This is a genomic window from Maricaulis sp. D1M11, from assembly GCF_047308265.1.
GTDB lineage: Bacteria > Pseudomonadota > Alphaproteobacteria > Caulobacterales > Maricaulaceae > Maricaulis.
On the sequence record NZ_JBKQWY010000010.1, the window covers coordinates 212,202 to 237,564 of the forward strand.

Sequence of the window (25,363 nt, forward strand, 5' to 3'; positions counted from 1 at the left end):
CTGCTTCGATGCGTAACCCCTTCAAATATTTCAAGACCTCACCCGAGATTATCCGTCTTGCGGTGATGATGTATATCCGTTTCCCGCTGTCGCTTCGGAATGTCGAGGACCTGCTCCACGAACGGGGTATCGATATCACGCACGAGACGGTGCGATTTTGGTGGAACCGGTTCGGGCCGTTATTCGCGAAATCAATCCGAAAGCGCCGCGTTGAAAACCGTTTCTATTCGAATTGGGCGTGGCATCTGGACGAGGTTTTCGTGAAGATAAACGGCGAGCTCCATTATCTTTGGCGCGCCGTCGATCACGAAGGCGAAGTGCTTGAGGCGTATGTCACCAAGACGCGGAATCGCAAGGCTGCATTGAAGTTTCTGCGCAAGGCGATGAAGCGATATGGTCGGCCCGAGGTTGTCGTCACCGACAAACTTCCGTCCTACAGGTCCGCGCTTCGCGAGCTTGGAAATTCGAGCCGCCAAGAGACGGGGAGGTGGCTCAACAACAGGGCCGAAAACTCACATCAACCCTTGCGGCGGCGAGAAAAAACCATGACGCGGTTCAGGTCGATGCGAAGTCTTCAAAAGTTCGCCGCCGTCCAATCCTCTGTTCTCAACCACTTCAATCTCGAACGCCATTTCTACCGCCGTGAAGAATTCAAGGAAAACCGTACTCAAGCCCTGGCCGCATGGCGTCAACTCGCGGCCTGAGTTAGGTTCGATCCCGGTCTTTCGAGACCGATCCGTTTTCGTCTGACAGCACCGCCTGGAGGGCGGGGCTTTCAATCTAGGTGAGTTTAAACTAAGAACTCGGCATGCGGATCAGCTTGCAGTTCATACTTTTGATTGCCGTGACTATCTCATTGGGCGGCGAGACCGTGCTGGCTGCGTCGCCTGATCACGATCATCATGTTGATAGCGTGTTGAATATTGACGACCGTGAGTCAGCTGACACGGAACATGGCAAGCACGCCCTTCACGGATGTGGTGTCTGCCACCACGTGGTGGATGGTCGGTCTTTCCCGTCCGTTGTCAGCCCGCCAAAGACGGAACATCGGTATGATCTCTCCAGCGATCGCGTTTCTTCGCGCGCGTTAGAGCCGCCATTCCAGCCCCCGATTGACGTTTCAGCCTGACCTCAAGTCCAACTGAAACAACCAATCGGAAATTACACTTATGAGAATAGAAAATGTGACCTGGCCGAGATGGCTGGGCAAAACCACCATGGCTGCTTTGATGTTAGCCACGGTGAGTATGGAGACGGCTGTAGCCCAAGATGCTCAAGCCGTGAGCCAACTAACCCTGTCAGATGCGCTAAATCGCGCTTTGGACAACAACCCAATCACCAATGCCGCAGATGAGGAGATCCGCGCAGTAGAGTCGGAGGCACGGCAAGCTGGTCTCTGGGATAACCCAACTTTCGTAGCCGAAGTGGAAGATTTTGGCGGCGACCGTGAAGGGCTCGGAGACGCAGACACCACACTGTCGATCAATCAAACTGTACCGCTGGGCGGCGACCGAAGCAGAGCTCGTGATGCTGCTAATGCCTGGGCACAAGCCGCTCGCGCAGACCGAGATCTTCACCGGACGCGACTTCTCGCAGATACGGCTCAAGCCTATGTCGCTGCACATGCTGCGTCGGAGACGCTTGCAGTCCGCTTGGAGTTGCTGGAGCTAGCCAATAACTCGGCGGACGCCATCAATTCACGTGTTGAAGCAGGGCGAGCGTCGCCAATAGAGCGTAGCCGAGCCAGCGTTCTCATAGGGCGCGCCACGATCGCGGCAAATGAGGCTGCGAGCACGCAGGCGGAGCAGCACGATCGTCTCGCTGCGATCTGGTCTGGCGGAAGATTGGATGCGGATTTTGTTTCGCCTTTGGATGCGTTTGATTTGTCGCGTTTTGAAAACGCTGAACTCGATGTCTGGATTTCCGAGAACCCTGAACTCCAGAAGTTGCACGCGATCACACGAGCGCGCGCGCAGGAAATCCGACAGGAACGCGCTGCGGCTATTCCCGACCTTACGGTTGGTGCGGGCGTACGACGTTTTGGCGGAACTGATGAGACAGCGTTCGTTGCAACGGTCGAAGTCCCGATTCCAGTGCTAAATCGCAATCAAGGTGGTGTGCGGGCGGCCGCGTCGCGAGAGAATGCTGCGAGGCTCGATGAGGAATCGACGCGTCGTGCATTGTTGGCCCGGTTTGCATCTGCAAGCGGCCGCTTTGAGCGTGCTCGGTCTACGCACGAGCAACTGTCTGAGAACATCCTTCCCGCGTCAGAAAACGCATTGTCTGCAGCGCAGGAAGCCTACCGTGAAGGCGCTCTGGACGTTCTCAATTTCCTAGATATCCAGCGGTCGTACTTCGATGTGCGTGTGGATCTGATCTCCGCGCAATCTGAATTGGCTAGCGCGCTCATCGAACTCGATGCGCTCGCTGGTGCCCCGCAACTAAATCGAATGGTCAACGCAAGCCCGGAGGAAGAGCACAATGACTAACTTAAAAACCAAACTTCTTCTGGTGACGGTCAGCTTGCTGGCGGTTTCTGCCTGTGGCCAAGACGCAGAAGAACATCAAGAAGCGCCATCCAGCTCAATCGCCGGTACTCATCCTGAGCAGGCTCAGGATGACCATGGTGACGAAGACCATGACGGAGACGATCATGGTGAAGACGAACATGATGACGACGACCATGGCGATGAACATGGCGAAAGTGCCGAAGTTCATCTTAGTCAGGACCAAATCGACGCACTTGGTATCGCCGTTTCTCCAGTGGCGCGTGGTGCCGTGGATGGCGTGATCGAGTTGCCGGCAGAAGTCGGCTTCGATCAAAACCATCTTGCTCATGTTTCGCCTCGTGTCTCAGGCGTCGTCCGAAGCGTAAATATTGCTGAAGGTGACCGGGTTCGTGCCGGTGATGTTCTCGCGGTTCTAAGCAGCCGGACATTGGCCGACGCGAAAGCTGGTTATCTTTCAGCGCGAGCGAGATTAGATCTCGCTCAGAGCTCTTTCCAACGTGAAGAGCGCCTGTGGGAGCGGCAGATTTCCGCCGAGCAAGACTTTCTCGATGCCCGCCGAGCACTGGAAGAAGCTCGCATCGATGTGCGAAGTGCAGGACAACAACTAGACGCTCTCGGCATTGATGTTGCCACACTGCCGCGCGTTGAGGCGTCAACGGAAGTGTCTCTGACTCGTTATGAATTGACGGCGCCGATCTCCGGCACAGTCATTGAACGCCACGCGGTGCTTGGTGAGGTCTTAGAAGAGGCCGTTCAACCCCCTGCTTTCATCATCGCGAATACCAACACTGTTTGGGTTGATGCCGCCGTGTATGGAGCGGATTTGGGGCGCCTGCGCGAGGGAGCACACGTGGCAATTGATGTTGGCGACGGTGGAGCAAGGATCGAATCCTCCATCGATTTTGTGAGTCCTCAGATCGGAGAACGAACCCGAACGGGTCGAGCTCGCATCATCATCGAGAATGCCGGTGAGAGACTGCGCCCTGGTATGTTCGTAACAGTCTACGCGACGGCAGCTGACGCCACGCCGACATTGCGTGTGCCAGTTTCAGCAATCCAGACAGTAGAAGGCGAAACAGTTGTCTTCGTTCGTACCGAAGATGGGTTCGAGGTTCGCGAGGTTCGTATTGGTCGCCGTGCCGATCAATATGCCGAAATCCTGTCCGGCGTCGAACTTGGCGAGATGATCGCAACGACCGAAACCTTCTCCCTCAAAGCCGAATTGCAAAAAGGGGAGTTTGACGATGGCCACGCGCACTAATTCCCCGAAACAAGAGTCAGGTCTATCCCAGCTCTTGCATCGCATCGCGGGCGGTCGGCTTTTCGCGGCCCTTGCGTTTGCATTCGTGATCATTGGCGGTGCGGTGACGTTCCGCTCAATGCCGGTTGATGCCTTCCCGGACGTCACGCCGACTTTGGTTCAAGTATTTACCGAGACCGAGGGGCTCGCCCCGGAAGAGGTCGAGAGGTACGTGACCTTCCCGGTAGAAACGTCAATGAACGGTCTTCCTAGGCTTCAGGAAGTTCGATCGACTTCCAACTTCGGACTGTCGGTCGTGAACATCTATTTCGAAGATGGTGTCGATATCTATTGGGCACGCCAGCTCGTAGGTGAGCGACTACAACAAGCCCGTGACGAGATCCCCGACGGCTTTGGTGACCCAGGTATGGGGCCCATTACCACCGGCCTGGGTCAGATCCTGTTCTACTTCCTAGAAACCTCTGATGAGGCTGTTGACGGGGTGGCCTTGCGCACGCTCCAGGATTGGCAGGTTAAGTTCGACCTCCAAACCGTTCGCGGCGTCACGGAAGTCCTCTCCCTGGGCGGGTTCGAGCAGCAGTATCAGATCGATATTCGACCCGATGCCTTGTTGCGCTATGGCTTGGCGATTGAGGATGTTGTTGCGGCCGTAGAGGCCAATAACGCGAACGCAGGCGCCCAGTTTCTCATCGAGAACAGTGAGCAATACACCGTTCGTGCGGTTGGCTTGGCCCAAGGCATTGGTGACCTCTCCGATATCATCGTGAAAGTTGAGGATGGTGTACCTGTCCGGGTTCGCGATGTCGCCAACATCGAGATCGGAGGTGCGCCGCGTCAGGGTCTTGCGACCATGGATGGCCAGGGCGAAGTCGTGGCGGGCCTCGTGCTCAAGCTGTTGGGAGCGAACACCAATGAGGTGATCGAGCGCGTCCATGACCGGTTAGAGCGTATCAACGCCGCACTGCCGCCGGGCGTAACGGCTGTTCCCTACTACGATCAGTCAGAGTTGGTAGGTGCCGCCGTGCGCACCATGACGACGGCGCTTTGGCAGGGCGCATTGCTCGTCGCGATTATCCTCTTTCTATTCCTGAGAGGATGGCGACCAAGCCTTATCGTTGTGGCTTCTATTCCCTTCTCGGTCGGTTTCGCGATCGTTGCCATGCAAGTCTTCGGCGTCTCCGCGAACCTGATGTCGCTGGGTGGTATTGCTATCGCCATCGGCATGATGGTCGACGGTGCAGTGGTGATCGTTGAGAACGCCAATCGAGCCCTGCTGGCGGCCAAGAAAGGCGAGGCTAAACAAGCGCTGATCGCTGCTGCTTGTGCTGAGGTGCTCCAACCACTGATCTTCGCAATCTTGATTGTGGTGATCGTGTTTATACCGATCCTGACGCTTGAGGGTGTTGAAGGTAAGACGTTCCGACCGCTCGCCTTCTCGGTCGTCTTCGCCATGGCGGGGTCACTGGTGTTTGCAGTTTTGCTTGCACCGGCAGCGTCCATGCTGGGGTTGAAACTCGGCTCAGCAACCAAGCAATCAGAGCAACCAAACTTCTATGAGCGCCGCTTTGCGCCGTTGGTCGAGTTTTTCGTTTCGAAGCGCCGTGCGGCGTTGGGGCTTGCAGCAGCCATGCTCATCATTGGCGCGCTGATCTTTCCACGCTTGGGCTCAGAGTTCACACCGCGCATGAACGAGGGAGATCTTCTTGTCCGGTTGACGATGGCGCCGTCTATTTCTTTGCCGGAGGCGAGGGCAACGGTTACACGTTTCGAGCAACAACTACGCGAGAGCTTTCCTGAAGTTGAGCGTGTCGTGACGCGTGTTGGTCGCGGCGAGGTTGGCGCTCATGCTGACCCCGTGAACAGTGCTGAAGCATTCGTCGCGCTAGCCCCACGAAGTGAATGGGAGACAGCTCGATCGCAAGAAGCGCTGCTGGCAATGATGAGCGAGAGCTTTGAAAGCTTCCCGGGCGCCCGGTTCAATTTCACTCAGCCGATCGCTGCAGCGACCGATGAACTTCTGACCGGGACCAAGGCAGACCTTGCGATCAAACTGTTCGGAGAGGACATGTCTGTTCTCGAGCAGTATGCGGGGCAGATCGCCAACGTCATTCGCGACATCCCCGGATCCGCAGATGTTCAAACCGACCAGGTGACTGGTGCGCCTCAGCTTCGCATCACAGTCAATCGCGAGGCGATCAGCCGGTTCGGCCTCAATGTTGAGGATGTGCTGTCGGTCGTACGCACCGCAATCGGTGGTTCCGAGGCAGGCCAGGTCTTTGAAGGCGTGCGCCGGTTCGACATCATTGTTCGCTACCGCGAGCAAGACCGTATGAATGCGGAGCGTATCAGCCGGATCATCCTAAATGGCCCTGGTGACGAACTTATTCCGCTGGGACAGGTCGCTCAGGTAGAGCGGATCGAGGGCCCCAGACAGGTTACCCGTGAAAACGGCCAGCGCTACATCACGATCCAAACCAATGTCCGCGAGCGTGACATCGGTTCCTTCGTGCAAGCGGGGCAAGCCGCGGTCGCTGAGAACGTGGCATTGCCACCGGGCTACTTCGTTGAGTGGGGCGGCCAGTTCGAGCTTCAACAACAAGCAAATGCTCGGTTTGCTGTTGTGATCCCGGTCACGTTGGGCGTGGTGTTCTTGTTGCTGCTGTTCAGCTTCGGCAGGCTCAAAAGTGCGCTCTTGATCATCGCCAACATACCATTGGCCCTGGTCGGCGGTATCGCCGCGCTATGGCTGACCGGGCAGAACCTATCGGTTCCCGCCTCAGTCGGGTTTATCGCGCTGTTTGGTATAGCGCTGGGGAATGGGATGGTTCTCGTGTCATTCCTTGATCGCTTCGCCAAGGAGCGCACCGACATAGATGCCTTCAGTGTTGAGGCAGCGGTGCGTCGTGCTCAGCCGGTATTAATGACCGCAACCACGACCGGGCTTGGCCTGATGCCGCTTCTGTTCGCGACGGGCATCGGCTCTGAGGTTCAAAGACCTCTCGCCGCCGTTGTTATCGGAGGCCTCGTGACGTCGACCATTTTGACGCTGCTAGTTTTACCAGCGGTCTACAAATGGTTCGCGCCACATCCACCCGTACGCGTTTCTGATCGCCGACCTAGCTGACCGAAGGAGGGTCTGGTAGAGCGGTAATTGATGCTCGCAACCACCAGATCCTCCGGTCACCCGGATATGCCAGTTGATTCTGCACAGGCGTCACGGATGAATAGGTTACTCACTCAATTTGAGGGAACATAAAAGATGCGAGTATTTCGACCCGCCAGTATTCGACGCAGGTTGTTCGGTCTTCGAAGGATACGCTCAAGTTATTTTGTCATTTTGGCGGTCTTGGTGGCGTTCGATTTGATCGCAAAATCCCAAATCGATCGTTTGCTCGTTCATATCGGCACATCAATGCCGCTGATACCCGGGTTCAATCTGACGCTGGGACACAATAGAGGCATCAGTTTTGGGGTGTTGGATAGCGATCACTGGTTCGCGCCCTATCTTCTTTCAGCTGTGGCCGTTGTGCTCATCGTTGCCGTCTTGAATTGGACTGCGCAGCAGCGATCAAAACTTTCAGATATCGCTGGTACTTTGTTCGCGTCAGGTGGGTTGGCCAACGCCATCGATCGGCTCGGTGACGGAGCTGTTACAGATTATCTTGATTTTGGATGGCAAGCTGTGCGTTGGCCCACCTTCAACATGGCTGACGTCTTCATATTCTTCGGAGTCGTTCTATTGCTTCTGGGATGGCGAGAAACTCGAACTCTCACTAGTGACACTTAGTGGCCGAACACTTGTTGTTTGGCTGCTTGGGCTGATGATCTGACAAGCATTTCGAGTGATCGAACAAGCTGGTGACGATCTCACAACTACCGACTTTGCCGCCTGCACATCCATCGATCATACGTTTAAGCTCACGCTCCAAAACGCGCAGTTGTTCGATACGCTTTTGCGTCTCCACCAGGTGATGGCGGGCCACTTCGTCAGCGCGAGTACAATCGGTGCCGGGGTTTTCCTGCAGCTCGATCAGGTCACGTATCGCCTCGACCGTAAAGCCAAGGTCGCGGGCATGCCGGATAAATCCAAGAAGATCGACTGACGCTTGATCGTAAACCCGACGGCCGCTTTCTACCCGCCTCGGTTCCGGCATCAAACCAACGCTCTCGTAGTAGCGGATCGTCGTCACTTTGACGCCGGAGGTTTTTGCCGCTTTGCCGATACTGAATTCTTTTGTCATTTTCTTCTTGCTTCTACAGTCACTGTAGAAATTAGACTCCATGTCAAAGTTAGGAGTCAAGAGAATGAGTTGTTGCTCAAACGACCAAAAATTCGACGGAACATCAGTTGCGTATCGTCGCGCCCTATGGGCCGTCATTCTCATCAATCTGGTGATGTTCGCCGTCGAGATCACAGCCGGGTTCGCTTCCGGCTCACAGGCCCTTAAAGCCGACGCCCTCGACTTCGCCGGTGACACCATGACCTACACCATCAGCCTGCTGGTGATTGGTTCGAGCCTGGCGTTACGTGCTCGGGCCGCGCTCTTTAAAGGCGGCCTGCTAATCGTGATCGCGGTCTCAGTGCTCGGTATGACGCTGATGCGCGCCCTGTCCGGCGAACCGCCCGTCGCGGAAACCATGGGCATCGTTGGCTTCGCAGCGCTCCTTGCTAACGCAGCCAGCGTCCTCATCCTCCTCAAATGGAGAGACGGCGATGCCAATGTTCGCTCGGTTTGGCTCTGCTCCCGCAATGACGCTATCGGCAATGTCGGCGTGATGATCGCCGGTGGGCTCGTCGCCATTACGGGGTCCGCATGGCCCGATCTAATTCTGGCCTTCGCATTGGCCGCGCTGTTCACACGGTCAGCTTGGTTTATCTGCACCCAGGCTCTCGATGAGCTGCGTCGCCACAACCACGCTATCGCTGAAGCTGGGGACGCCTAGATGTCATCGCTGCTTTCTATCGTCGTGGGGTATGTCCTCATCAACGCCGTGCTCGCCGTACCATTCACGCTGCAAGCCCGCGCAGATTTTCAACGCCAAGGAAAATGGTCCCGGCCAACAGCGGCCTTTTCGGGCCTCATCATGCATGGTCATTTCCTCGCAACGATCGCGCTTGCATGGCTCGACCGAGCTAGCTTGTTCCAACCGAACCTGATCTCGCTTGCATTGGGTGGTGCACTCTTTCTGGGCGGCGCGTTCGTCATCTTTCTCGGACGCTACGCCTATGGCTCGCAGGAGCGCGTTTATGGGCTGCTCGAAGATGAGCTGATCCAACACGGGATCTATCGACGCACCCGCAATCCTCAGTACGTGGGTTATGGTGCCATGTTCGTCGGCAGCGCGGTGGCGGCCGGGTCAACATTCGCGGTTCTGTCGGCCGTCTCGTTCTTGGTGATCATCCACGTGTTCATCACCTGGGTCGAAGAACCGCACATGAAACGAACCTTCGGAGAGACGTTCGAGCGATATGCCGACGCTGTGCAGAGATACTGGTAGTAGTATCCAGAAAGCCCAAGTAGTAGTTCGTTCGATGTAGTATCTGAAGACGCTTGAAATCGATGTGCCAGCAGGTCTTGCTCGATGAAGTAAACTTGGCTTGTGCCAAGAGGCTTGAGGTGATTTCGGTAGAGGGAAATTCAGATTTGCAGCGTATAGTGCACCGAAGGATAAGAATTTCCGGGAGACTCTCGCAGATGCTGCTGCATCGGTTCGGCATAATTCTCGCTCTGCTCGGCGCGCTGGCGCTCGGGTTGGCGGGCTATGCTCCGGCGCAGGCTGCCGACCTTCCAGCTTCCGCCCATTTGGACATGAACGAGGCAGAGATGGCCAGCCATCACGCGGAGGTGATGGAGTGGCACGATTGTTGTCCGGAAGGCTCAATGGATCATGGCGTTTCCGACCCGGCGACCAAAATCGTCGAGATGGATTGTGATGATATGACCGGTTGCGCCGATGGGCCGTGCGGACTGGCTACCGCGGCTGTCCCTCTTCTACTCGACGGGGCAGTTGTCCCGATCAGTCATTCCGCTGCGATGCGTCACGGCTGGGTTGCTGATCAGCCGGTCGAGATCGCCCCCTCCGGCCTGGAACACCCTCCACGCGCTTGACGATTTTGAACCAAGTGGATTGGTTCGCATTCGCTCGTTCAGCCCGTCTTGGAGAGCTCCATGTCTTTCACCGCATTCGCCGCGACGGCGGCCGTTCTGCATCTGGCATCGACCGGATTGGCAGAAATCGAAAATCAACACCCGCTCAGCCTGGCGGAGGCAATCCTCATCGCCGGTCAAACCGATGATCCGGCGATCGCCAGCTGGGAAGCGCGTGCCGGAGCGTTCGAGCATGCCGGCGAGGCCGCGACAGCTTTGCCCGACCCGATGTTGCGCGTGGGTGTCGCCAACCTGCCCCTGAGCGATCTCGACCATAATCGGGAGGCCATGACGCAGACTCAGATCGGCGTTCGGCAATCGATACCGCGAGAATCAAGCCGGGATCTACAGCGAGCCCGGCAATACGCCCGGGCCGACGGCGCGCGCGCGATGGGCGAGCTTGAACAGCGCATGATCACGCGGGCGGTGCGCGTGTCCTGGCTGGAGGCTTTCTACTGGGAGCGAGCCGCGGAGCTGACGCGGGCCCGGCGCGAGGAAATCCGTCAACTGAGCGAGGTCGCGACGGCGCTCTTCGCGAGCGGTGGCGGAAACTCGCATGATGTGATCCGGGTCGACCTGGAGACGGCTCTGCTCGATGCGCGCCTGATCGAGATCGACCGGCAGGCCGGAACGGCGCGCGCGCAGCTGGGACGATATATCGGTCTCGAGCATACTGACCGCGCGATCTTGCTGAACCTCCCGCGTCTTCCAGGTCTGCCTGAGGCCTCACTTGCGGTGGACTCGCTTGCGCAACACCCGGCAGTCAGCACCCGCAATGCGCGGATCGCAGCCAGCCAACGTGACCTTGACCTTGCCCTCGAAGAGTATCGGCCGCGTTGGAGCGTGGACGCGGGTTATGGCCTGCGTGGCAGCCGCTCTGACGTCGCCAGCGTTGGCGTGACGGTTCAGATGCCGCTCTTCAGTCGACGCAGACAGGATGAAGGCGTTGCCGGGGCTCGCGACGCCCGATCCGCAGAAGAACTTGAGCGGCAGGCCCTGTTGCTGGACCTGCGGCGCCAGCTCGATGAAGACTGGATCCGCTTTCAGCGCCTGAATGAAACGGCGCAGGCCTATGAGACTGATGTTCTAGACCGCGCGCGAGAAACCACAGAGGCCGTGCTCGCCGCCTATGAGAATGAACAGGCCGATTTCGCCGAACTTGTTCGGTCCGAGCTGGCCTTGCTCGACATCGAACTCACCCTGGTCCGCACGCGTGTGGATGCCCTCCAGGCCCAGAGCCGAATTCTCTTTTTGACGGGAGATGTCCAATGAACCCGCGCACGCTGATCTTGGGAGCGGTCGTCCTGACCGTTGGCATCCTCATCGGAGTTTTCGGAGGGCGCCTGATGGGCGGTGGCGACGCCACATCCGGCTACGGCGAACCTGAAATCCTCTACTGGGTTGCCCCCATGGACCCGGACTATCGCCGGGATGGACCGGGCCAGTCTCCGATGGGGATGGATCTGGTTCCGGTGTACGCGGGCGATGAGCCGGCCGACACGTCCACAGTGATGATCTCGCCCTCTGTCGAGAACAATATCGGCGTGCGCACTGCAGAGGTGGAGCGCGGACGTTTCGCGGAAGATCTGACGACGGTGGGTTATGTGCGACCGGTCGACGATCTGACCTCGGTCGTAGATGTGCGAGCGCAAGGCTGGATTGAAGACCTGCGAGTGGCTGCCGTCGGCGATGTCGTTGAAGCCGGCGATCTTTTGTTTCGCATGTATTCGCCAGAAATCGTGACCGCTCAGACCGAGTATCTCCAGGCTGTGCGCGTGGGGCGTTCCGGCCTGGTTTCAGCCGCGCGTTCGCGCTTGCAGGCGCTGGGTGTGGGTGCGGCACAGATCGAGGCCATCGCACGGCGCGGTGAGGCCCAGCGCCTCATCGAGATTTACGCGCCCAGGAGTGGTGTCGTCCTCGAGATGAATGTCCGCGAAGGCTCGCATGTTCACCCGAGCATGGAGGTGATGACCATCGCCGATCTGGGCGAAGTATGGGTGATCGCCGATCTGTTCGAGGATGCTGCAGCAGTGATCACCAGCGAGCAGGATGTGCATATGCGTTCGCCGGCCCAGCCTGGAAGGATGTGGCATGGTCAGGTGGAATACGTCTATCCAACCGTGGACGCGACCAGCCGCTCCATTCCGGTGCGCATGCGGTTTGCCAATGCGGATGGCGCGTTGCGACCGGAGGCCTTTGTCAATTTGCGCATCGAAGTCGCCCCGCGCGATGGTGTGCTTTCTGTGCCCGCCGAGGCGGTGATCCGTACCGGGCAGTCCGAACGGGTCATCCTGGCCCTAGGTGGTGGGCGGTATCAGCCGGCGCGCGTGGAAACCGGGCCGGAGGCCCAGGGCCGTGTTGAAGTGCTGTCAGGATTGGCCGCCGGTGAACGCGTTGTGGTGTCCAGCCAGTTCCTGATCGATTCCGAGGCCAATCTCCAAGGGGCAAGCCTGCGCATGTCCCCGGCAGAGGAGGAGGCACCGCCACCGGAGGTCGTCTATGGCAGCGGAGTTGTCGACGCGATCATGGCGGGGCACGGAATGATCGATCTCACACATGACCCCATCCCGGCGCTGGACTGGCCGGTCATGAGCATGTCGTTCTTCGCATTGGACGAGACCGTGTCCCTGGACGGGCTGGCAGTCGGGCAAACCGTAGATTTTTCTCTGCGTCAGAACGCCGACGGACAATGGCGGATCGCGTCGATCTCCGCGGCCGGTTCCGGCTCGGAGCCCCTTGTCGAGGGGCGCGGCCGGGTCGTTACCCTGATGAGCGAGTTCGGCATGGTCGAGATCGATCACGAACGTATCGAGGCGATCAACATGCCTGCGATGAGCATGGTCTATGAGCTCGATGATGGTGTTTCCCTGGATGGTCTGAGCGTTGGGGATGAGGTCGTTTTCTCGATCGAGGAAGAGGCTCCGGGGCAATGGCGACTGACCGGTTACAGCATCCGCTCTGACGCGGGAGAAACACCATGATCAGCGCGATTATTCGCTGGTCGATCGGTAACCGGCTGATCGTCCTGATCCTGGCCATGATGCTGGCGGGCGGCGGCGTCTGGTCGCTGGCGCGAACGCCAATGGACGCGATTCCCGACCTGTCTGATGTTCAGGTGATCATCAAGACGACCTATCCCGGCCAAGCGCCGCAGGTGGTGGAAGACCAGGTCACCTATCCGCTCACGACGGCCATGCTGGCTGTACCGGGCGCGGTGACGGTTCGCGGCTATTCCTTCTTCAATGACAGTTATGTCTACATCATCTTTGAGGATGGCACAGACCTCTACTGGGCGCGTTCGCGTGTGCTGGAATACCTGTCCCAGGTGGCGCCGACCCTGCCAGAGGGGGCCACGCCGGCACTGGGGCCTGACGCGACGGGCGTTGGCTGGATCTATCAATACGCGCTGGTCGACAGGACCGGACAGAATGATCTCTCGCAATTGCGTTCACTGCAGGACTGGTTCCTGAAATACGAGCTGCAGACCATCGAGGGTGTGGCCGAGGTGGCGACGATTGGCGGCATGGTCCGCCAGTACCAGGTCGTCGCGGACCCGGATCGCCTGCGTGCGCTCAGCATCCCGCTTTCGCATGTTCGTATGGCCATTCAGCGGGGCAATCAGGAAAGCGGTGGCCGCGTCATCGAGATGGCCGAGGCCGAGTACATGGTGCGGGCCTCAGGCTACATCCAGGGCGTCGAAGACCTCGAGGCGATCCCGCTCTCGGTGACCGATACCGGTACGCCCATCCTGTTGTCCGACGTCGCCGACATCCGGGTCGGCCCGGAACTCCGTCGTGGCATCGGTGAGCTGAACGGCGAGGGCGAAGCGGTGGGCGGTGTTGTCGTCATGCGTTATGGCGAGAACGCGCGGGCAACGATCCAGCGTGTCGAGAACCGGCTGGAGGAATTGCGCGCATCGCTGCCCGACGGGGTGGAGATCGTCACCACCTATAACCGGGCCAGCCTGATCGAACGGGCGGTCTCATCGCTGCGGGAAAAGCTGGTTGAGGAATTCCTGGTCGTCGCGCTGATCTGTGCGCTCTTCCTGTTCCACTTCCGGTCATCCCTTGTGATCGTGTTGAGTCTGCCCCTGGGCATCCTGACCGCGATTATCGTGATGAATGCGCAGGGCATCAACGCCAACATCATGTCACTGGGCGGAATCGCGATTGCCATTGGCGCGATGGTGGATGCGGCGATCGTCATGATTGAGAACATGCACAAGCATGCCGAGCGACAGCCCATCACCCGCGAGAACCGGTGGGAGGTGGTGACAAAGGCCTCGACGGAGGTCGGCCCCGCCCTGTTCTTCTCGCTTTTGATCGTGACGTTCAGTTTCGTGCCGATTTTTGCGCTGGAAGCCCAGGAAGGGCGGCTTTTCCACCCGCTGGCTTTCACCAAGACCTATGCCATGGCAGCCGCCGCCGGGCTGGCGATTACACTGGTCCCGGTCCTGATGGGCTATCTGGTCCGGGGCAAGATCACGCCGGAGCACAAGAACCCGGTGAACCGGGTGCTGATTGCGCTGTATCGTCCCTTCATCAATCTTGTCATCCATCGCCCCTGGGCTGTTTTGCTGGGGGCCGTGCTGGTTCTGGGCAGTACGGCGGTACCGCTGTCGCGTATGGGCAGTGAATTCATGCCGGATCTGGATGAGGGCGATATCCTTTACATGCCCAGCGCCTATCCGGGCGTGTCGGCGGGCAAGATCACGGAAATCGTACAACAGACCAATCGCCTGATCATGACGGTGCCTGAGGTGCTCACAGCGCATGGCAAGGCCGGACGGGCCGAAACAGCCACGGATCCGGCGCCCCTGACCATGATCGAAACGACGATCCAGCTGCGGCCGCGCGAGGAATGGCGACCGGGTATCACCATCGATGATATCCGTGCCGAGCTGGATGCGGTCGTGAATGTGCCGAGCCTCACCAATGCGTGGATCATGCCCATTCGGGGGCGGATCGACATGCTGGCGACCGGGATCAAGACACCGGTCGGGATCAAGATTGCGGGACCTGACCTGGATGAGATCGCGCGCATCGGTGAAGAGATCGAAGCCGTGATCGCCGCTCTGGATGGTACAGCATCGGTCTATGCGGAGCGGGTAACCGGCGGTCGGTTTGTCGATATTGATGTCAATCGCCTGGAAGCGGCCCGCTTCGGGCTGAACGTCGCCGATGTGCATGAGGTCGTTCGCACAGCCATCGGTGGCATGACCGTGACTGAGAGCGTCGAGGGAGCAGAGCGATATCCCGTGAACCTGCGCTATCCACGCGACTACAGGAATTCCGTGTCGGCGCTGCAATCCCTGCCGGTGATCACACCGACCGGCGCCGAGATCCCGCTGGGGCGCGTGGCTGATATCACCATTGCCGACGGGCCAGGGGTCATTCGCAGCGAGAATGCGCGCACCAATGGTTGGGTCTATGTCGACATCTCCGGTGTCGATATCGGGAGCTATGTTGCCGATGCCCAGGCCGCCGTGGCCAGTCAGATAGATCTTCCGCCGGGCTATTCCATTACCTGGTCGGGGCAATATGAATTCATGGAGCGGGCCAAGGCCAAGCTGGCTGTTGTCGTGCCGGTGACCCTGGCCATTATATTGCTGCTGCTGTTCCTGAATTTCCGCCGCCTGACGCCGGTACTGATGATCATGGGCACGCTCCCGCTTGCCCTGGTCGGGGGCGTGTGGTTGCTCGACCTGCTGGGTTACAACCTGTCGGTCGCTGTCGGTGTTGGCTTCATCGCCCTGGCCGGTGTAGCTGTCGAGATCGGTGTACTGATGATCGTTTATCTCGAACAGGCGCTGACCCGCCGCCGGGAGCTCGCTACGGATGAAGGGCGGGCCATGTCCTCGGGTGACCTGGCCGAGGCCGTGGTGGAAGGGGCGTTGCTGCGTGTCCGCCCGATCATGATGACGGTGATCGCGACCATCGCCGGACTGCTGCCCATCATGCTGGGATCCGGTACAGGGTCTGAAGTCATGCGCAGGATCGCGGCGCCAATGGTGGGCGGGATGACCAGTGCGACCATTCTGACCCTGTTGGTAATTCCGGCGGCGTTTCTGATCTGGCAACGCTGGGAGCTGACCCGAAGTGCACAGAAACCGGAAGCGGGAGCGGCGGCATGAATGTGAAGCAGGCGGCAGAAGCCACAGGTATCCCTTCCAAGACGCTGCGTTATTACGAGGAGGTCGGGCTGGTGCGCCCGGCGCGTGCCGAAAATGGCTATCGGGTCTATGCCGAGACCGATCTTCGCAAGCTGGTCTTTGTGGGTCGTGCCCGGGGGCTGGGTTTTTCGCTGGAGGACTGCCGCCGGCTTTTGTCCCTCTACGAAGATCAATCCCGGGCAAGTGCTGACGTGAAGGTGCTCGCACGCTCTCATGTGGACGAGATTGATCGCAAGTTGAAGGAGTTGCGAGCCATCAAGGCCGAGCTCAACCGGCTCATCTCGGCCTGCCACGGCGATGACCGGCCTGACTGTCCGATCGTGGAGGGGTTGGCCGGTTCCCAGGCTTGCCGGACGGAGGCTTGACCTTCCAGTGACTGGAAGCTTCACAAGGGTCATCGCTTAGCCAGAGGACACGATCATGAGCTGCCAGCATTGCGATGAACCCGCCAAGACCAATCCGCTGCATGATGCACCGGTTGTCACCGATCCCGTGTGCGGGATGGATGTCCGCCTGGGCGCCGGGAAGCCGCATTTCGAGCACGCCGGCGAGAACTATCATTTCTGCTCGCAGCGTTGTCATGACCGGTTTGAAGCCGACCCGGATCACTTCCTCGGCGGGGCGCATCTGCAGGCCTATGAGGATATGCCAGAAGGCACCCGGTACACCTGCCCGATGGACCCCGAGATCATTACGGATGAACCGGGCGATTGTCCGATCTGCGGTATGGCGCTGGAACCCATGGGCATCAATCTGGCGGACCAGGGGCCCAATCCGGAACTGGTTGATTTCAAGCGTCGTTTCTGGATCGGTGCACTCCTGACGCTGCCGGTCTTCCTGCTGGCAATGGGGCCGATGATCGGTCTTGGTTTTTTCCGCTCCTGGGTTGGCGAGGCTGCGGCTGGCTGGGTCGAGCTGCTGCTGGCGACCCCCGTGGTGGTTTGGGCAGGGCGACCTTTCTTCGAACGCGGCGTGAAGTCGATCATCAGCGGAAATCTCAACATGTTCACCCTCATCGCGATGGGGGTTGGCGCTGCCTACATTTTCAGCCTTGTGGCGGTGATTGCCCCGGGTGTGTTCCCGGAAGCATTCAGGCATGGCGATGGCCATGTGGCGGTCTATTTCGAGGCCGCAGCCGTGATCATCGTGCTGGTCCTGCTGGGGCAGCTGATGGAGTTGCAGGCGCGCGAGAAAACCGGCTCCGCGATCAGGGCGCTGCTGGACCTGGCGCTAAAAACCGCTCTCAGGCTGAACGAGGATGGCTCAGAGGAAGAGGTTGCGCTGGATGCGCTGAAAGCCGGTGACCGCCTGCGGGTGCGGCCTGGGGAGAAAGTGCCCGTTGATGGTGTGGTTGTCTCCGGTCGCTCCTCCATCGACGAGTCAATGATTACGGGTGAGCCGGTGCCGGTCGAGAAAGCCGAGGGCGACCCGGTGACCGGAGCGACCATCAACGGGACCGGTAGTCTCGTCATTGAAGCCCGACGTGTCGGGCAGGATACAACCCTGAACCAGATCGTTGAAATGGTGGCCAATGCCCAGCGCAGCCGTGCGCCCATCCAGAAATTCGCCGATCTTGCGTCCGGGCGCTTCGTACCGGCCGTCATCGCGATCGCTGCTCTGGCTTTCATCGCCTGGTCGACCTGGGGGCCGGAACCCTCATCCGCCTACGGGCTGATTGCGGCTGTTTCCGTGCTGATCATCGCCTGTCCGTGCGCGCTGGGACTGGCGACGCCGATGTCCATCATGACAGCCACCGGGCGCGGCGCTCAGGCCGGTGTCCTGATCAAGAATGCCGAGGCGCTTGAAGCGTTCGCCGGCGTGGACACGCTGATTGTCGACAAGACCGGCACGTTGACGCGTGGGCGCCCCGAGCTGGTCGCCGTGCTGCCCGAGGCCGGATGGAGCGAGGCCGGGCTCCTTGGGCTGGCAGCGAGCCTGGAACGCGGTTCGGAACACCCGCTGGCGGAAGCGATCGTAAAGGGGGCCGTCGATCAAGGGATCGATATCGTGGAAGCCTCCGATTTCGAAGCAATCACCGGCAAGGGGGTTCGCGGGGTGATCGAGGGGCGCGCGGTTGCCCTTGGGAATGCGGCCCTTCTGGCTGAGCTTGGCATTGACCCGCGGGTTTCTTCCGCCCTTGCCAATGCGCGACGGGATCGCGGTGAGACGGTGATGTTCGTTGTTGTCGACGGTGCGCTGGCCGGGATGGTTTGCGTCGCTGACCTGATCAAGGCGACAACACCCGATGCCATTGCCCGTCTGCATGCACAGGGGCTGCGTATCGTCATGGCGACCGGCGACAATGAACGCACCGCGCGATTTGTTGCGGATCAGCTGGGGATAGACGACGTACGCGCCGATGTCCTCCCGGGAGACAAGGCAGCACTGGTCAAGGCGCTGCAGGACAGCGGTGGTCGCGTGGCGATGGCAGGAGACGGGGTGAATGATGCGCCCGCGCTGGCCCAGGCTGAGGTCGGTATTGCCATGGGAACCGGAGCCGATGTCGCGATTGAAAGTGCTGGGATTACCCTGGTCCAGGGCGACCTGACCGGCGTGGTCCGGGCCCGCCAGCTCTCTGTCGCGACCATGCGCAATATCAAGCAGAACCTGTTCTTCGCGCTGGTCTACAACGCAGCGGGTGTGCCCGTCGCGGCTGGCGTGCTCTATCCGCTGCTGGGATTGATGTTGTCGCCCATGCTTGCGGCGGCGGCGATGAGCCTGTCTTCGGTCTCGGTGATCGCCAACGCGCTTCGGCTTCGGTCTGTGCGGCTTGATTGAGGGGCGCGCCCCGGTCCTGCGTAATCGATCAGGTGCACTGGCAGGAGGGCATCGATTTGGGGCTTCGTATCATTTGGGCGGCAGTTCTGGGCATGGCAATCATATTCATGATGCCGAACGCGGCAGTATCGCATCCGCCCGCCGAGCACACACCACCGACCGAAGAATCGGTTGAGCCCGAGGCCGATGCGGCCGTGGAGCCCCCTGCAGACGCGACAGGCGAAGTCGAGCATCAGCATGGCCAGCTGGAGGATGTCGCGGGGCATGCCCATGTGGATGCTGCTGATCCGTGTGTAGATGATGGACATCATGAGGGCGCGGCCAGCCCCGCCGGAGGGCATGCCCACTGGGGCGAGGACGGGGCCTCAACGCCGTTCGAACGGGCCATGTCCCGCATCGGCGTTTTCCATTCTTTCGCTGTCCATTTTCCGATCGCGCTGATCCTCGCCGCGGCACTGGCGCAGGGGCTTGTTCTTGCAGGTCGATTTGCGACGGGCTCGGATACCGTGCGCTATCTGGTCTGGACGGGCGCTGCCGGTGGTGTGGCCGCAGGTCTTCTCGGCTGGGCACATTCCGGCCCCATGGGCGCTGACGAGGCGGGCGTGATGCTCGCGCACCGGCTCCTGGGTACGGCTCTGTTGTTCGGATTGGTTGGCCTGGCTGCGCTTGGCGAGTGGTCGCGCCGCCCGGACAATCAGCTGGGCGCGTTGATCTTCAACGTCGCGCTGTTCGGATCCGCGCTCGCGCTCTTGCTCAACGGCTTCCTGGGCGGTGCGCTGGCTCATGGCGGTTTGCGGCATCTGTTTGGTGGCGGCTAGGGTGAGCTATCCCGCAAATCTGCTGTCTCTTACGAGATTACGCTTCTTTGCTGCACTATGGGTCGTGTTTTATCATTGGCGCGCTCCTTGGGACTTTGACGTCGACGCGACCACGCAATTGCTGGCGATGGGCCGATTTGGAGTAGACCTATTCTTTATCCTGTCCGGCTTTGTGCTCGCTCATGTATACCTACGAGCGCGAGAAGAGGGGCGGTTCAATTTCGCCCGGTTTTTGGTCGCCCGCTTTGCCAGGATCTGGCCATTGCATATTGCGGTGATCTTGTTTCTTCTTCTCGTCTGGTTCGTCGCCGCGGCACTTGAGGTGCCTTTCGAAGCTGATCGGTTCGCCGTGGCTGACCTGCCTGCCAATATTTTGATGATCCATGCGTGGGGGTTCGCTCCCGATCTCAGCTGGAATGGACCGTCATGGTCGATCAGCGCCGAATGGTTCGCTTATCTGACCTTTCCGGCTTACCTGATGACAGCTCTGGGCTTGAAGCATCGCCCTTGGCTCCTGCTCGGCATCGCCGCCGTTCTTTTTTTTGCACTGGACCAGCTTCACCTGCGCCTTTTTTCCGAGACGTTGCCGATGGCAACAGAGCGCTTCGGCGTGATTCGGATAATCCCAGAATTCTTGATTGGGATTGGCCTTTATCGTCTGGGACAAGCATATGTTTTGCCCCGTCCAGTCGCCCGATATGCGTTCATAGGAGTTCTGGCGGTTTATCTTTTGGCCGCACACTTCGCTTGGGATGATCGAGTGATCGCGCTGCTCGGCGCGCCGATAATTTTCCTTCTTGCGGAGCTCGACCGGCACAAAGGCGAAACGCGAACCGGTGCGATGAGCTATCTCGGGGACATCTCCTACAGTGTTTATATGATCCACGTTCCGTTTTTCATGGTCGGGTTCAATCTGTTGCAGGACGTCTTGGGAGTGGTCGACCAGACAGTATCTTGGCCAGTGCTGCTGATGATGTTGGTGGTGATGATCGGCGTCTCGGCGGGCACGTATGAGTGGATCGAGCGACCTGCGCGTACTCGTTTGCGCGCGTGGGGTGAAGCCTTGATCAGCCGGCCGCGCAGGCCTTGATAACGATTTGAGAGGGTGAAATGGCTTGGATCAGATACGGAATGACCGGAGCTGCGACCGCATTCGTGATGACGGCGCCCGTTCTCTCGGATGATGCCGCGGACATTGCCGCTGTTCTCGAGAGTTATTCGGGCGCGCTGTCCGAGGAGAATGTTCAAGAGGCGGAACGCTGGGTTCTGCCCGACGGAGCCGACTTCACGATTTTCGAAGGCAGCGGCAGCGATGTCGGCTGGGCCGAATATCGAGACCATCATCTGGCGCCCGAATTTGGGGCCGAGCATGTCACATTCCATGTCTACGACTGGTCCGGTTACTCGGTGAATGCGGACCGGAACCTGGCCTATGCCACATTCGATATCCGCATGGAGTACGAGGTCCGAGGCGAGCCGCGCGAGCGCGATGCTCACGGAACGGCTATACTTGTGCGGACTGGTGCGGGATGGCGCATCAAGCATCTCCATACGTCCTGACGGAGTCACTCATGTCTGACGAGCATCTCGAGCGTCTTCTCGGCGCGCTGAAATCCGACGAAACCAGTGTCGATATGGCTGAATTCCAGTCCGCTGTCTGGGCGCGTATCGACAGCGATGACACGCGTTCAGCTGCGGGAGCGACATTGGGCCGGGCGCTCGCCCTGCGGGCGGTGCCAGCCGTAGTGGCCCTGGTTGTTGGAGGCGCTCTGGGCGCCGGCGCCATGGGTCACTCCGAGCCCGATCTCCTCGCAGTCTTCGACGAGGATGCCGGGTGGTCTTTCTCGGCACTCGTCGATGAGGGAGGAGTGCGATGATCTGGCGGGCAGGGATACTGGCGACAGCCTTGGGTCTGACGAGCGGATTTGCCGGGGTATGGCTTGGCATGAATGTACTGGGTCACCATGACGGTGCTTCTGCCAGCCTGCATGCGATCATCCATGATGAACTGGCCCTGGACCGGGAGCAGGAAACCGCGATCGAGGCACTGGAGGCGAGTTTTGCGGCCCAGCGGGTCGGATATGAGCAGCAAGTGAGCGACGCCCGGCGCGCGATCGGTCGGGCCTTGTTGGCCGACCGTGAAATGACTGATGACGTCGCCGAGGCTGCCGAGACATTTCACGATGTGATGGGGGATCTGCAGATGGCCACGCTCCACCACATCATGGCGATGCGCGAGGTCATGACCGAGCAGCAGCGCGCAGAATTTGATGCCCGTCTGGCTGACGCCTTTGATGTCGAGGAATGAGGCTGACGGATCCGCACTCGATCCGACCGACGAACAACTTGCGATACGCGCCAGGGACGGTGATGCACAGGCGTTCAACCGGCTGATGCAGCGCCATGCGCCAAGACTGGTGCAGTTTCTCGGGCGGCAGGTGGGCAGCCGTGCCGACGCGGAGGATGTGGCTCAGAACACGTTTATCGCCATCCACCGCAATCTTGCTCGCTACGACCCCTCGCGGTCCTTTGTCACCTGGATGTTCTTTATCGCCCGCAACAAGGCGCGGGATCATCACCGCAGGCGAGCGGTCATGAACTGGATCGGCCTCGAGGACAGAGAGGCGTTGCTTCCGGCCGAAACGCCTGATCCAGAACAGGTCACAGGGGACAAGGCGGAGCTTGCCAGAGCTGGAGCAGTGTTGAAAACGCTGCCGGAAGGCTTGCGAACACCGCTCTTGCTGTCGGCTGTTGAAGGACTGTCACTGGCCGAGATCGGGGCGGTGATGGGGATCTCATCGAAGGCGGCAGAAGTGCGTGTCTATCGCGCCCGCAAGCGGTTGAAGGAATTGTTTGCCCGTGAAGGCTAGATGCTGTTCAGGGGTAGATCTTGTCGGGAAGAACGCGATGATAGTCGGGACTTTGAGGGGGAAAGCATGACGGCGCTGCTACGCTGGACCATCCGTATACACAAGTGGCTCGCGCTGATCGTTGGCATCCAGATCGTACTCTGGATTGCGGGCGGTGTAGTCATGAGTGTCATCCCGATCGAACAGGTCCGGGGCGAGCACAATATTGCCGAACGCGAAGAGCTTCTCATCGATCCGGGGGAGCTGATCAGCCCCGCCGATGCAGCGCGGGCCCTGGAGCTCGATGCCGGCGTGGCCGAGATTCGCCTGCAGGCCTGGCAGGGACAGCCTGTGTACAACGTCTATCGCCCTGACTGGTCCAGTTCCCTGGTGGATGCGCGAACGGGTGAGGTGATCACACCGATTTCCCGCGAACGCGCTATCGAGATCGCGTTGGCGGATTATGCGGGAACGCCCGAAATCGCTGCTGTCGAGTTTTTCGAGGAGCCGACCTGGGAATATCGCAGGCCCGGATCAGCCTGGCGCATCAGTTTTGCGGACGGTGAAGGAACCCGGATCTATGTCTCGCCGGATACTGGCCTTGTCATGGCGCGGCGCAATGATGACTGGCGCTTTTTCGACTTCTTCTGGATGCTCCACATCATGGATTATCAGGAGCGTGAGAACTTCAACAATCCGCTCCTGATCACGGCTTCGATGTTCGCGTTGTTCACCGTGCTGGCCGGCCTGTTGTTACTGGTGCTGCGCCTTCAGCGCCTCGTTCGAATGGAATTGGCCAAACGGCGGTCGTGACCAGTCTCATTTGAGGGGGGCGGCCCATACCCGCGTATCTGTAACAGGATCGCATCGGGAGGGCGCCCCATCACCAGTTGGAAAACTATCGGTTCGGCTTTTACCAGCCGGCACAATCGCCTGACACCGATCAGGCTGGCGCTCGCATCGGCCGTGCTCGTGGAACACGCGATCATCGTCACACAGGGGCCGCTCCCGCCGCCACCGCTGGCGATCCATGGCTGGTCGCTCAGCTATGCGGCCGTGAATGCATTCTTCATCCTGAGTGGCTTTCTGATTGCTGACAGTCTGGAGCGCCGTTCAGATGTCGCGCAATTCATTGCGGCCCGTGCATTGCGCCTCTGGCCGGCCTTGCTGGTGCTATCCTTTGCGGCCGTATTCATCATTGGGCCCATCGTCACATCGCTGTCGGTTGGAGAGTATTTTCAATCACCCCAAACCTGGATGTTTCCGGTCAATGTGCTCGGGTTTCTCGACACGACGCAGGGGCCAGCGGGCATATTCTCCACACACCCGTGGGCCGGAGAGTTTTCCGCGACCTTGTGGACATTGCGGTATGAGGTGATTGCCTATGCCGCGGCGGCGTTACTGTTCTTCTCGCCCTTGCCCTGGGGGCGATATGCCAGCCTGGCCTGGTTCGGGCTGGCGACACTGGCTTACCTGTTTGTCAGCCTGTTCTGGTCTGACGCGCCCGCCTTGATATCCAGCGCAGCGCGCCTGTCGTCCGCATTCACTTTGGGCATGGTCGTACACGCCTGGCGTGATCGCGTGCACATCCTGCCCTGGCCGATGCTGCTGGCGATCCCGGTCTGGCTGGTCCTCGGCGAACAGGCAATGGCCGAAGTCTTCATGAACATTGCCCTGGCCTCTGGCCTGTTCGCGGTCGCCTTTGTCGCACTGGACCGGTGGCCCACGGGTGCCGACCTGTCTGACTGGTCCTACGGGATCTATATCTGGCACTATCCGATCATGCAGATCGTTTTGTTTCTGGACCCGCAGGCGGATCCGGTGAAGGTCGGGTTGATCACAGTGCCGGTGACCTGTCTGGTGTCTGCCATGTCCTGGAGTCTGGTCGAGAAGCCAAGCCTCGGCTTGAAGCAGCAACTGGGTCGGCAGCTCGAGCGGATCGGGCGCGGTCACTCACCGCATTAGGGGGAACACATGCAGAAATTCATGAAACAGCGATCAGTTTTGGCGCGCAGCGCTGTGCTGGGTGTCACAGCGAGTGTCCTCGCGACGCTCGTCGCCGGTGGAGCGTTGGCGCACAAGACGTTTCTCGCGTCACCGCAGGCCGTCTGGCCAGCCGGGCAAGCCGTCACCATCGCCATGACCAGCGCGTTGGAATATCCCGATATGGAATCGCCTCTCGCCCAGGAGCGTGTCGCCATCGCGACCGCCCGGATCGGTACAACCGCAATCAACGCGTTTGATTTCAGTGAAACCGAGACATCCCTGGATATCCGGTTTCGGCCTGTAGCGACCGGGTATGGCGTGCTGGCCGTCGTTACACACCCCCGGTCAGGCGAAATCCCGCCGGAGAGCGTGGATGTCTATTTCGAGGAAATTGATGCCGACCCGCAGGTCCAGGCGGCGTTTCATGCGTTGACCGGTTCACCTGCCCTGATGCGCAGCTACTCCAAGCTGACAAAGACCTTCTTCTGTGTGGAAGCGTGTGAGGGTCATGCTGCAGCATGGCGTGAGCCGCTCGAAATCCCTCTGGAATTTGTCGTGTCAGGCGATGTGGAAGGTCGTTTCGCGTTGTATCAGGACGGACAACCGCTGGCGGGTCACCGGGTCACAATCCATACTCCGGACGGTCAGTATTCTGATGCCCATACAGATGATGCCGGCGAATTCTCGGTCGCAGCGGACATTAGTGGCGAAGTCCTGCTGTCAGCCGTCTGGATCGATCTGCCGGAGAGCCCGGATGGAATCTATCACAGCGACCAGGCGACTTTGACGGTACGCCTCGACTGACAGGGAAGGGCCGGACGCACCGGCCCTTATCGTCTT

23 protein-coding genes are annotated in these 25,363 nt (G+C 59.6%); 22 read left to right on the plus strand and 1 reads right to left on the minus strand.

Going from position 1 to position 25,363, the window contains the following annotated elements; all coding sequences use genetic code 11:
* The first annotated feature begins 8 nt into the window (after positions 1–8).
* The 5 genes from RMQ97_RS14600 to lspA all read left to right on the plus strand — a co-directional run bounded on the left by RMQ97_RS14600 (position 9) and on the right by lspA (position 7,558).
* Positions 9–704: an IS6 family transposase gene (locus tag RMQ97_RS14600; protein ID WP_413661631.1), complete on the plus strand. Its 696-nt coding sequence runs from the start codon at positions 9–11 to the stop codon at positions 702–704.
* 465 nt (positions 705–1,169) lie between these two features.
* On the plus strand, positions 1,170–2,489 hold the full coding sequence (locus RMQ97_RS14605; protein WP_413661632.1) for a TolC family protein: 1,320 nt from the start codon (positions 1,170–1,172) through the stop codon (positions 2,487–2,489).
* Entirely contained in the window at positions 2,482–3,771 is a 1,290-nt protein-coding gene (locus RMQ97_RS14610) for an efflux RND transporter periplasmic adaptor subunit (RefSeq protein WP_413661633.1), read from the plus strand. Before RMQ97_RS14605 ends, RMQ97_RS14610 begins: the two co-directional genes overlap by 8 nt.
* Positions 3,755–6,895, plus strand: a complete 3,141-nt coding sequence (locus RMQ97_RS14615) for an efflux RND transporter permease subunit (protein WP_413661634.1) — start codon at positions 3,755–3,757, stop codon at positions 6,893–6,895. Before RMQ97_RS14610 ends, RMQ97_RS14615 begins: the two co-directional genes overlap by 17 nt.
* Positions 6,896–7,030: 135 nt before the next feature.
* Positions 7,031–7,558, plus strand: coding sequence for a signal peptidase II (lspA, locus tag RMQ97_RS14620; protein WP_413661635.1), 528 nt, complete (start codon positions 7,031–7,033; stop codon positions 7,556–7,558).
* On the opposite strand, the gene RMQ97_RS14625 is transcribed toward lspA, so the two are convergent.
* A complete protein-coding gene (locus RMQ97_RS14625; protein WP_413661636.1) occupies positions 7,545–8,012 on the minus strand; it encodes a MerR family transcriptional regulator in 468 nt (155 codons plus the stop codon). The genes lspA and RMQ97_RS14625 overlap by 14 nt on opposite strands.
* Positions 8,013–8,076: 64 nt before the next feature.
* Between RMQ97_RS14625 and RMQ97_RS14630 the strand changes: the two genes are divergently transcribed.
* From RMQ97_RS14630 to RMQ97_RS14710, 17 genes are all read left to right on the plus strand, one after another.
* Positions 8,077–8,715, plus strand: a complete 639-nt coding sequence (locus RMQ97_RS14630) for a cation transporter (protein WP_413661637.1) — start codon at positions 8,077–8,079, stop codon at positions 8,713–8,715.
* A complete protein-coding gene (locus RMQ97_RS14635) occupies positions 8,716–9,270 on the plus strand; it encodes a PEMT/PEM2 family methyltransferase (RefSeq protein ID WP_413661638.1) in 555 nt (184 codons plus the stop codon).
* 197 nt (positions 9,271–9,467) lie between these two features.
* On the plus strand, positions 9,468–9,881 hold the full coding sequence (locus tag RMQ97_RS14640; RefSeq protein ID WP_413661639.1) for a hypothetical protein: 414 nt from the start codon (positions 9,468–9,470) through the stop codon (positions 9,879–9,881).
* Between the two features lie 60 nt (positions 9,882–9,941).
* Positions 9,942–11,192, plus strand: a complete 1,251-nt coding sequence (locus tag RMQ97_RS14645) for a TolC family protein (protein ID WP_413661640.1) — start codon at positions 9,942–9,944, stop codon at positions 11,190–11,192.
* On the plus strand, positions 11,189–12,901 hold the full coding sequence (locus RMQ97_RS14650) for an efflux RND transporter periplasmic adaptor subunit (RefSeq protein WP_413661641.1): 1,713 nt from the start codon (positions 11,189–11,191) through the stop codon (positions 12,899–12,901). Before RMQ97_RS14645 ends, RMQ97_RS14650 begins: the two co-directional genes overlap by 4 nt.
* Positions 12,898–16,053, plus strand: coding sequence for an efflux RND transporter permease subunit (locus tag RMQ97_RS14655; protein WP_413661642.1), 3,156 nt, complete (start codon positions 12,898–12,900; stop codon positions 16,051–16,053). The genes RMQ97_RS14650 and RMQ97_RS14655 overlap by 4 nt, the downstream gene beginning before the upstream one ends.
* The gene (gene cueR, locus RMQ97_RS14660; protein WP_413661643.1) at positions 16,050–16,457 is read left to right on the plus strand and encodes a Cu(I)-responsive transcriptional regulator; all 408 of its coding nucleotides are present in this window, start codon (positions 16,050–16,052) and stop codon (positions 16,455–16,457) included. Before RMQ97_RS14655 ends, cueR begins: the two co-directional genes overlap by 4 nt.
* A 55-nt stretch (positions 16,458–16,512) precedes the next feature.
* Positions 16,513–18,870 carry a heavy metal translocating P-type ATPase gene (locus RMQ97_RS14665; protein ID WP_413661644.1) on the plus strand — a complete coding sequence of 786 codons (2,358 nt, stop codon included), beginning with the start codon at positions 16,513–16,515 and terminating at the stop codon, positions 18,868–18,870.
* A 107-nt stretch (positions 18,871–18,977) separates the two neighbouring features.
* Entirely contained in the window at positions 18,978–19,688 is a 711-nt protein-coding gene (locus RMQ97_RS14670; RefSeq protein ID WP_413661645.1) for a hypothetical protein, read from the plus strand.
* 1 nt (position 19,689) lies between these two features.
* Positions 19,690–20,778 (plus strand): acyltransferase family protein, encoded by a 1,089-nt coding sequence (locus tag RMQ97_RS14675; protein WP_413661646.1) that lies wholly within the window; start codon positions 19,690–19,692, stop codon positions 20,776–20,778.
* 20 nt (positions 20,779–20,798) lie between these two features.
* A complete protein-coding gene (locus tag RMQ97_RS14680; protein ID WP_413661647.1) occupies positions 20,799–21,248 on the plus strand; it encodes a nuclear transport factor 2 family protein in 450 nt (149 codons plus the stop codon).
* Positions 21,249–21,259: 11 nt separating this feature from the next.
* A complete protein-coding gene (locus tag RMQ97_RS14685) occupies positions 21,260–21,565 on the plus strand; it encodes a hypothetical protein (RefSeq protein ID WP_413661648.1) in 306 nt (101 codons plus the stop codon).
* Positions 21,562–21,996 (plus strand): periplasmic heavy metal sensor, encoded by a 435-nt coding sequence (locus tag RMQ97_RS14690; RefSeq protein ID WP_413661649.1) that lies wholly within the window; start codon positions 21,562–21,564, stop codon positions 21,994–21,996. Before RMQ97_RS14685 ends, RMQ97_RS14690 begins: the two co-directional genes overlap by 4 nt.
* On the plus strand, positions 21,959–22,558 hold the full coding sequence (locus RMQ97_RS14695; protein ID WP_413661650.1) for an RNA polymerase sigma factor: 600 nt from the start codon (positions 21,959–21,961) through the stop codon (positions 22,556–22,558). The genes RMQ97_RS14690 and RMQ97_RS14695 overlap by 38 nt, the downstream gene beginning before the upstream one ends.
* Positions 22,559–22,624: 66 nt before the next feature.
* Positions 22,625–23,350 (plus strand): PepSY domain-containing protein, encoded by a 726-nt coding sequence (locus RMQ97_RS14700; RefSeq protein ID WP_413661651.1) that lies wholly within the window; start codon positions 22,625–22,627, stop codon positions 23,348–23,350.
* Between the two features lie 153 nt (positions 23,351–23,503).
* Entirely contained in the window at positions 23,504–24,502 is a 999-nt protein-coding gene (locus RMQ97_RS14705; RefSeq protein WP_413661652.1) for an acyltransferase family protein, read from the plus strand.
* Positions 24,503–24,511: 9 nt separating this feature from the next.
* Complete coding sequence (locus RMQ97_RS14710) at positions 24,512–25,327, plus strand: DUF4198 domain-containing protein (RefSeq protein ID WP_413661653.1); 816 nt, start codon at positions 24,512–24,514, stop codon at positions 25,325–25,327.
* Positions 25,328–25,363: the final 36 nt, after the last annotated feature.

What these genes read in the sequence shown, in the direction of transcription:
- RMQ97_RS14680 (WP_413661647.1), top strand. Translation starts at nt 20,799, where the DNA reads ATGGCTTGGATCAGATACGGAATGACCGGAGCTGCGACCGCATTCGTG.
- RMQ97_RS14685 (WP_413661648.1), top strand. Translation starts at nt 21,260, where the DNA reads ATGTCTGACGAGCATCTCGAGCGTCTTCTCGGCGCGCTGAAATCCGAC.
- RMQ97_RS14665 (WP_413661644.1), top strand. Translation starts at nt 16,513, where the DNA reads ATGAGCTGCCAGCATTGCGATGAACCCGCCAAGACCAATCCGCTGCAT.
- RMQ97_RS14690 (WP_413661649.1), top strand. Translation starts at nt 21,562, where the DNA reads ATGATCTGGCGGGCAGGGATACTGGCGACAGCCTTGGGTCTGACGAGC.
- RMQ97_RS14700 (WP_413661651.1), top strand. Translation starts at nt 22,625, where the DNA reads ATGACGGCGCTGCTACGCTGGACCATCCGTATACACAAGTGGCTCGCG.
- RMQ97_RS14710 (WP_413661653.1), top strand. Translation starts at nt 24,512, where the DNA reads ATGCAGAAATTCATGAAACAGCGATCAGTTTTGGCGCGCAGCGCTGTG.
- RMQ97_RS14600 (WP_413661631.1), top strand. Translation starts at nt 9, where the DNA reads ATGCGTAACCCCTTCAAATATTTCAAGACCTCACCCGAGATTATCCGT.
- RMQ97_RS14640 (WP_413661639.1), top strand. Translation starts at nt 9,468, where the DNA reads ATGCTGCTGCATCGGTTCGGCATAATTCTCGCTCTGCTCGGCGCGCTG.
- RMQ97_RS14635 (WP_413661638.1), top strand. Translation starts at nt 8,716, where the DNA reads ATGTCATCGCTGCTTTCTATCGTCGTGGGGTATGTCCTCATCAACGCC.
- lspA (WP_413661635.1), top strand. Translation starts at nt 7,031, where the DNA reads ATGCGAGTATTTCGACCCGCCAGTATTCGACGCAGGTTGTTCGGTCTT.
- RMQ97_RS14695 (WP_413661650.1), top strand. Translation starts at nt 21,959, where the DNA reads ATGCCCGTCTGGCTGACGCCTTTGATGTCGAGGAATGAGGCTGACGGA.
- RMQ97_RS14645 (WP_413661640.1), top strand. Translation starts at nt 9,942, where the DNA reads ATGTCTTTCACCGCATTCGCCGCGACGGCGGCCGTTCTGCATCTGGCA.
- RMQ97_RS14655 (WP_413661642.1), top strand. Translation starts at nt 12,898, where the DNA reads ATGATCAGCGCGATTATTCGCTGGTCGATCGGTAACCGGCTGATCGTC.
- RMQ97_RS14615 (WP_413661634.1), top strand. Translation starts at nt 3,755, where the DNA reads ATGGCCACGCGCACTAATTCCCCGAAACAAGAGTCAGGTCTATCCCAG.
- cueR (WP_413661643.1), top strand. Translation starts at nt 16,050, where the DNA reads ATGAATGTGAAGCAGGCGGCAGAAGCCACAGGTATCCCTTCCAAGACG.
- RMQ97_RS14670 (WP_413661645.1), top strand. Translation starts at nt 18,978, where the DNA reads ATGATGCCGAACGCGGCAGTATCGCATCCGCCCGCCGAGCACACACCA.
- RMQ97_RS14650 (WP_413661641.1), top strand. Translation starts at nt 11,189, where the DNA reads ATGAACCCGCGCACGCTGATCTTGGGAGCGGTCGTCCTGACCGTTGGC.
- RMQ97_RS14605 (WP_413661632.1), top strand. Translation starts at nt 1,170, where the DNA reads ATGAGAATAGAAAATGTGACCTGGCCGAGATGGCTGGGCAAAACCACC.
- RMQ97_RS14630 (WP_413661637.1), top strand. Translation starts at nt 8,077, where the DNA reads ATGAGTTGTTGCTCAAACGACCAAAAATTCGACGGAACATCAGTTGCG.
- RMQ97_RS14610 (WP_413661633.1), top strand. Translation starts at nt 2,482, where the DNA reads ATGACTAACTTAAAAACCAAACTTCTTCTGGTGACGGTCAGCTTGCTG.
- RMQ97_RS14625 (WP_413661636.1), bottom strand. Translation starts at nt 8,012, where the DNA reads ATGACAAAAGAATTCAGTATCGGCAAAGCGGCAAAAACCTCCGGCGTC.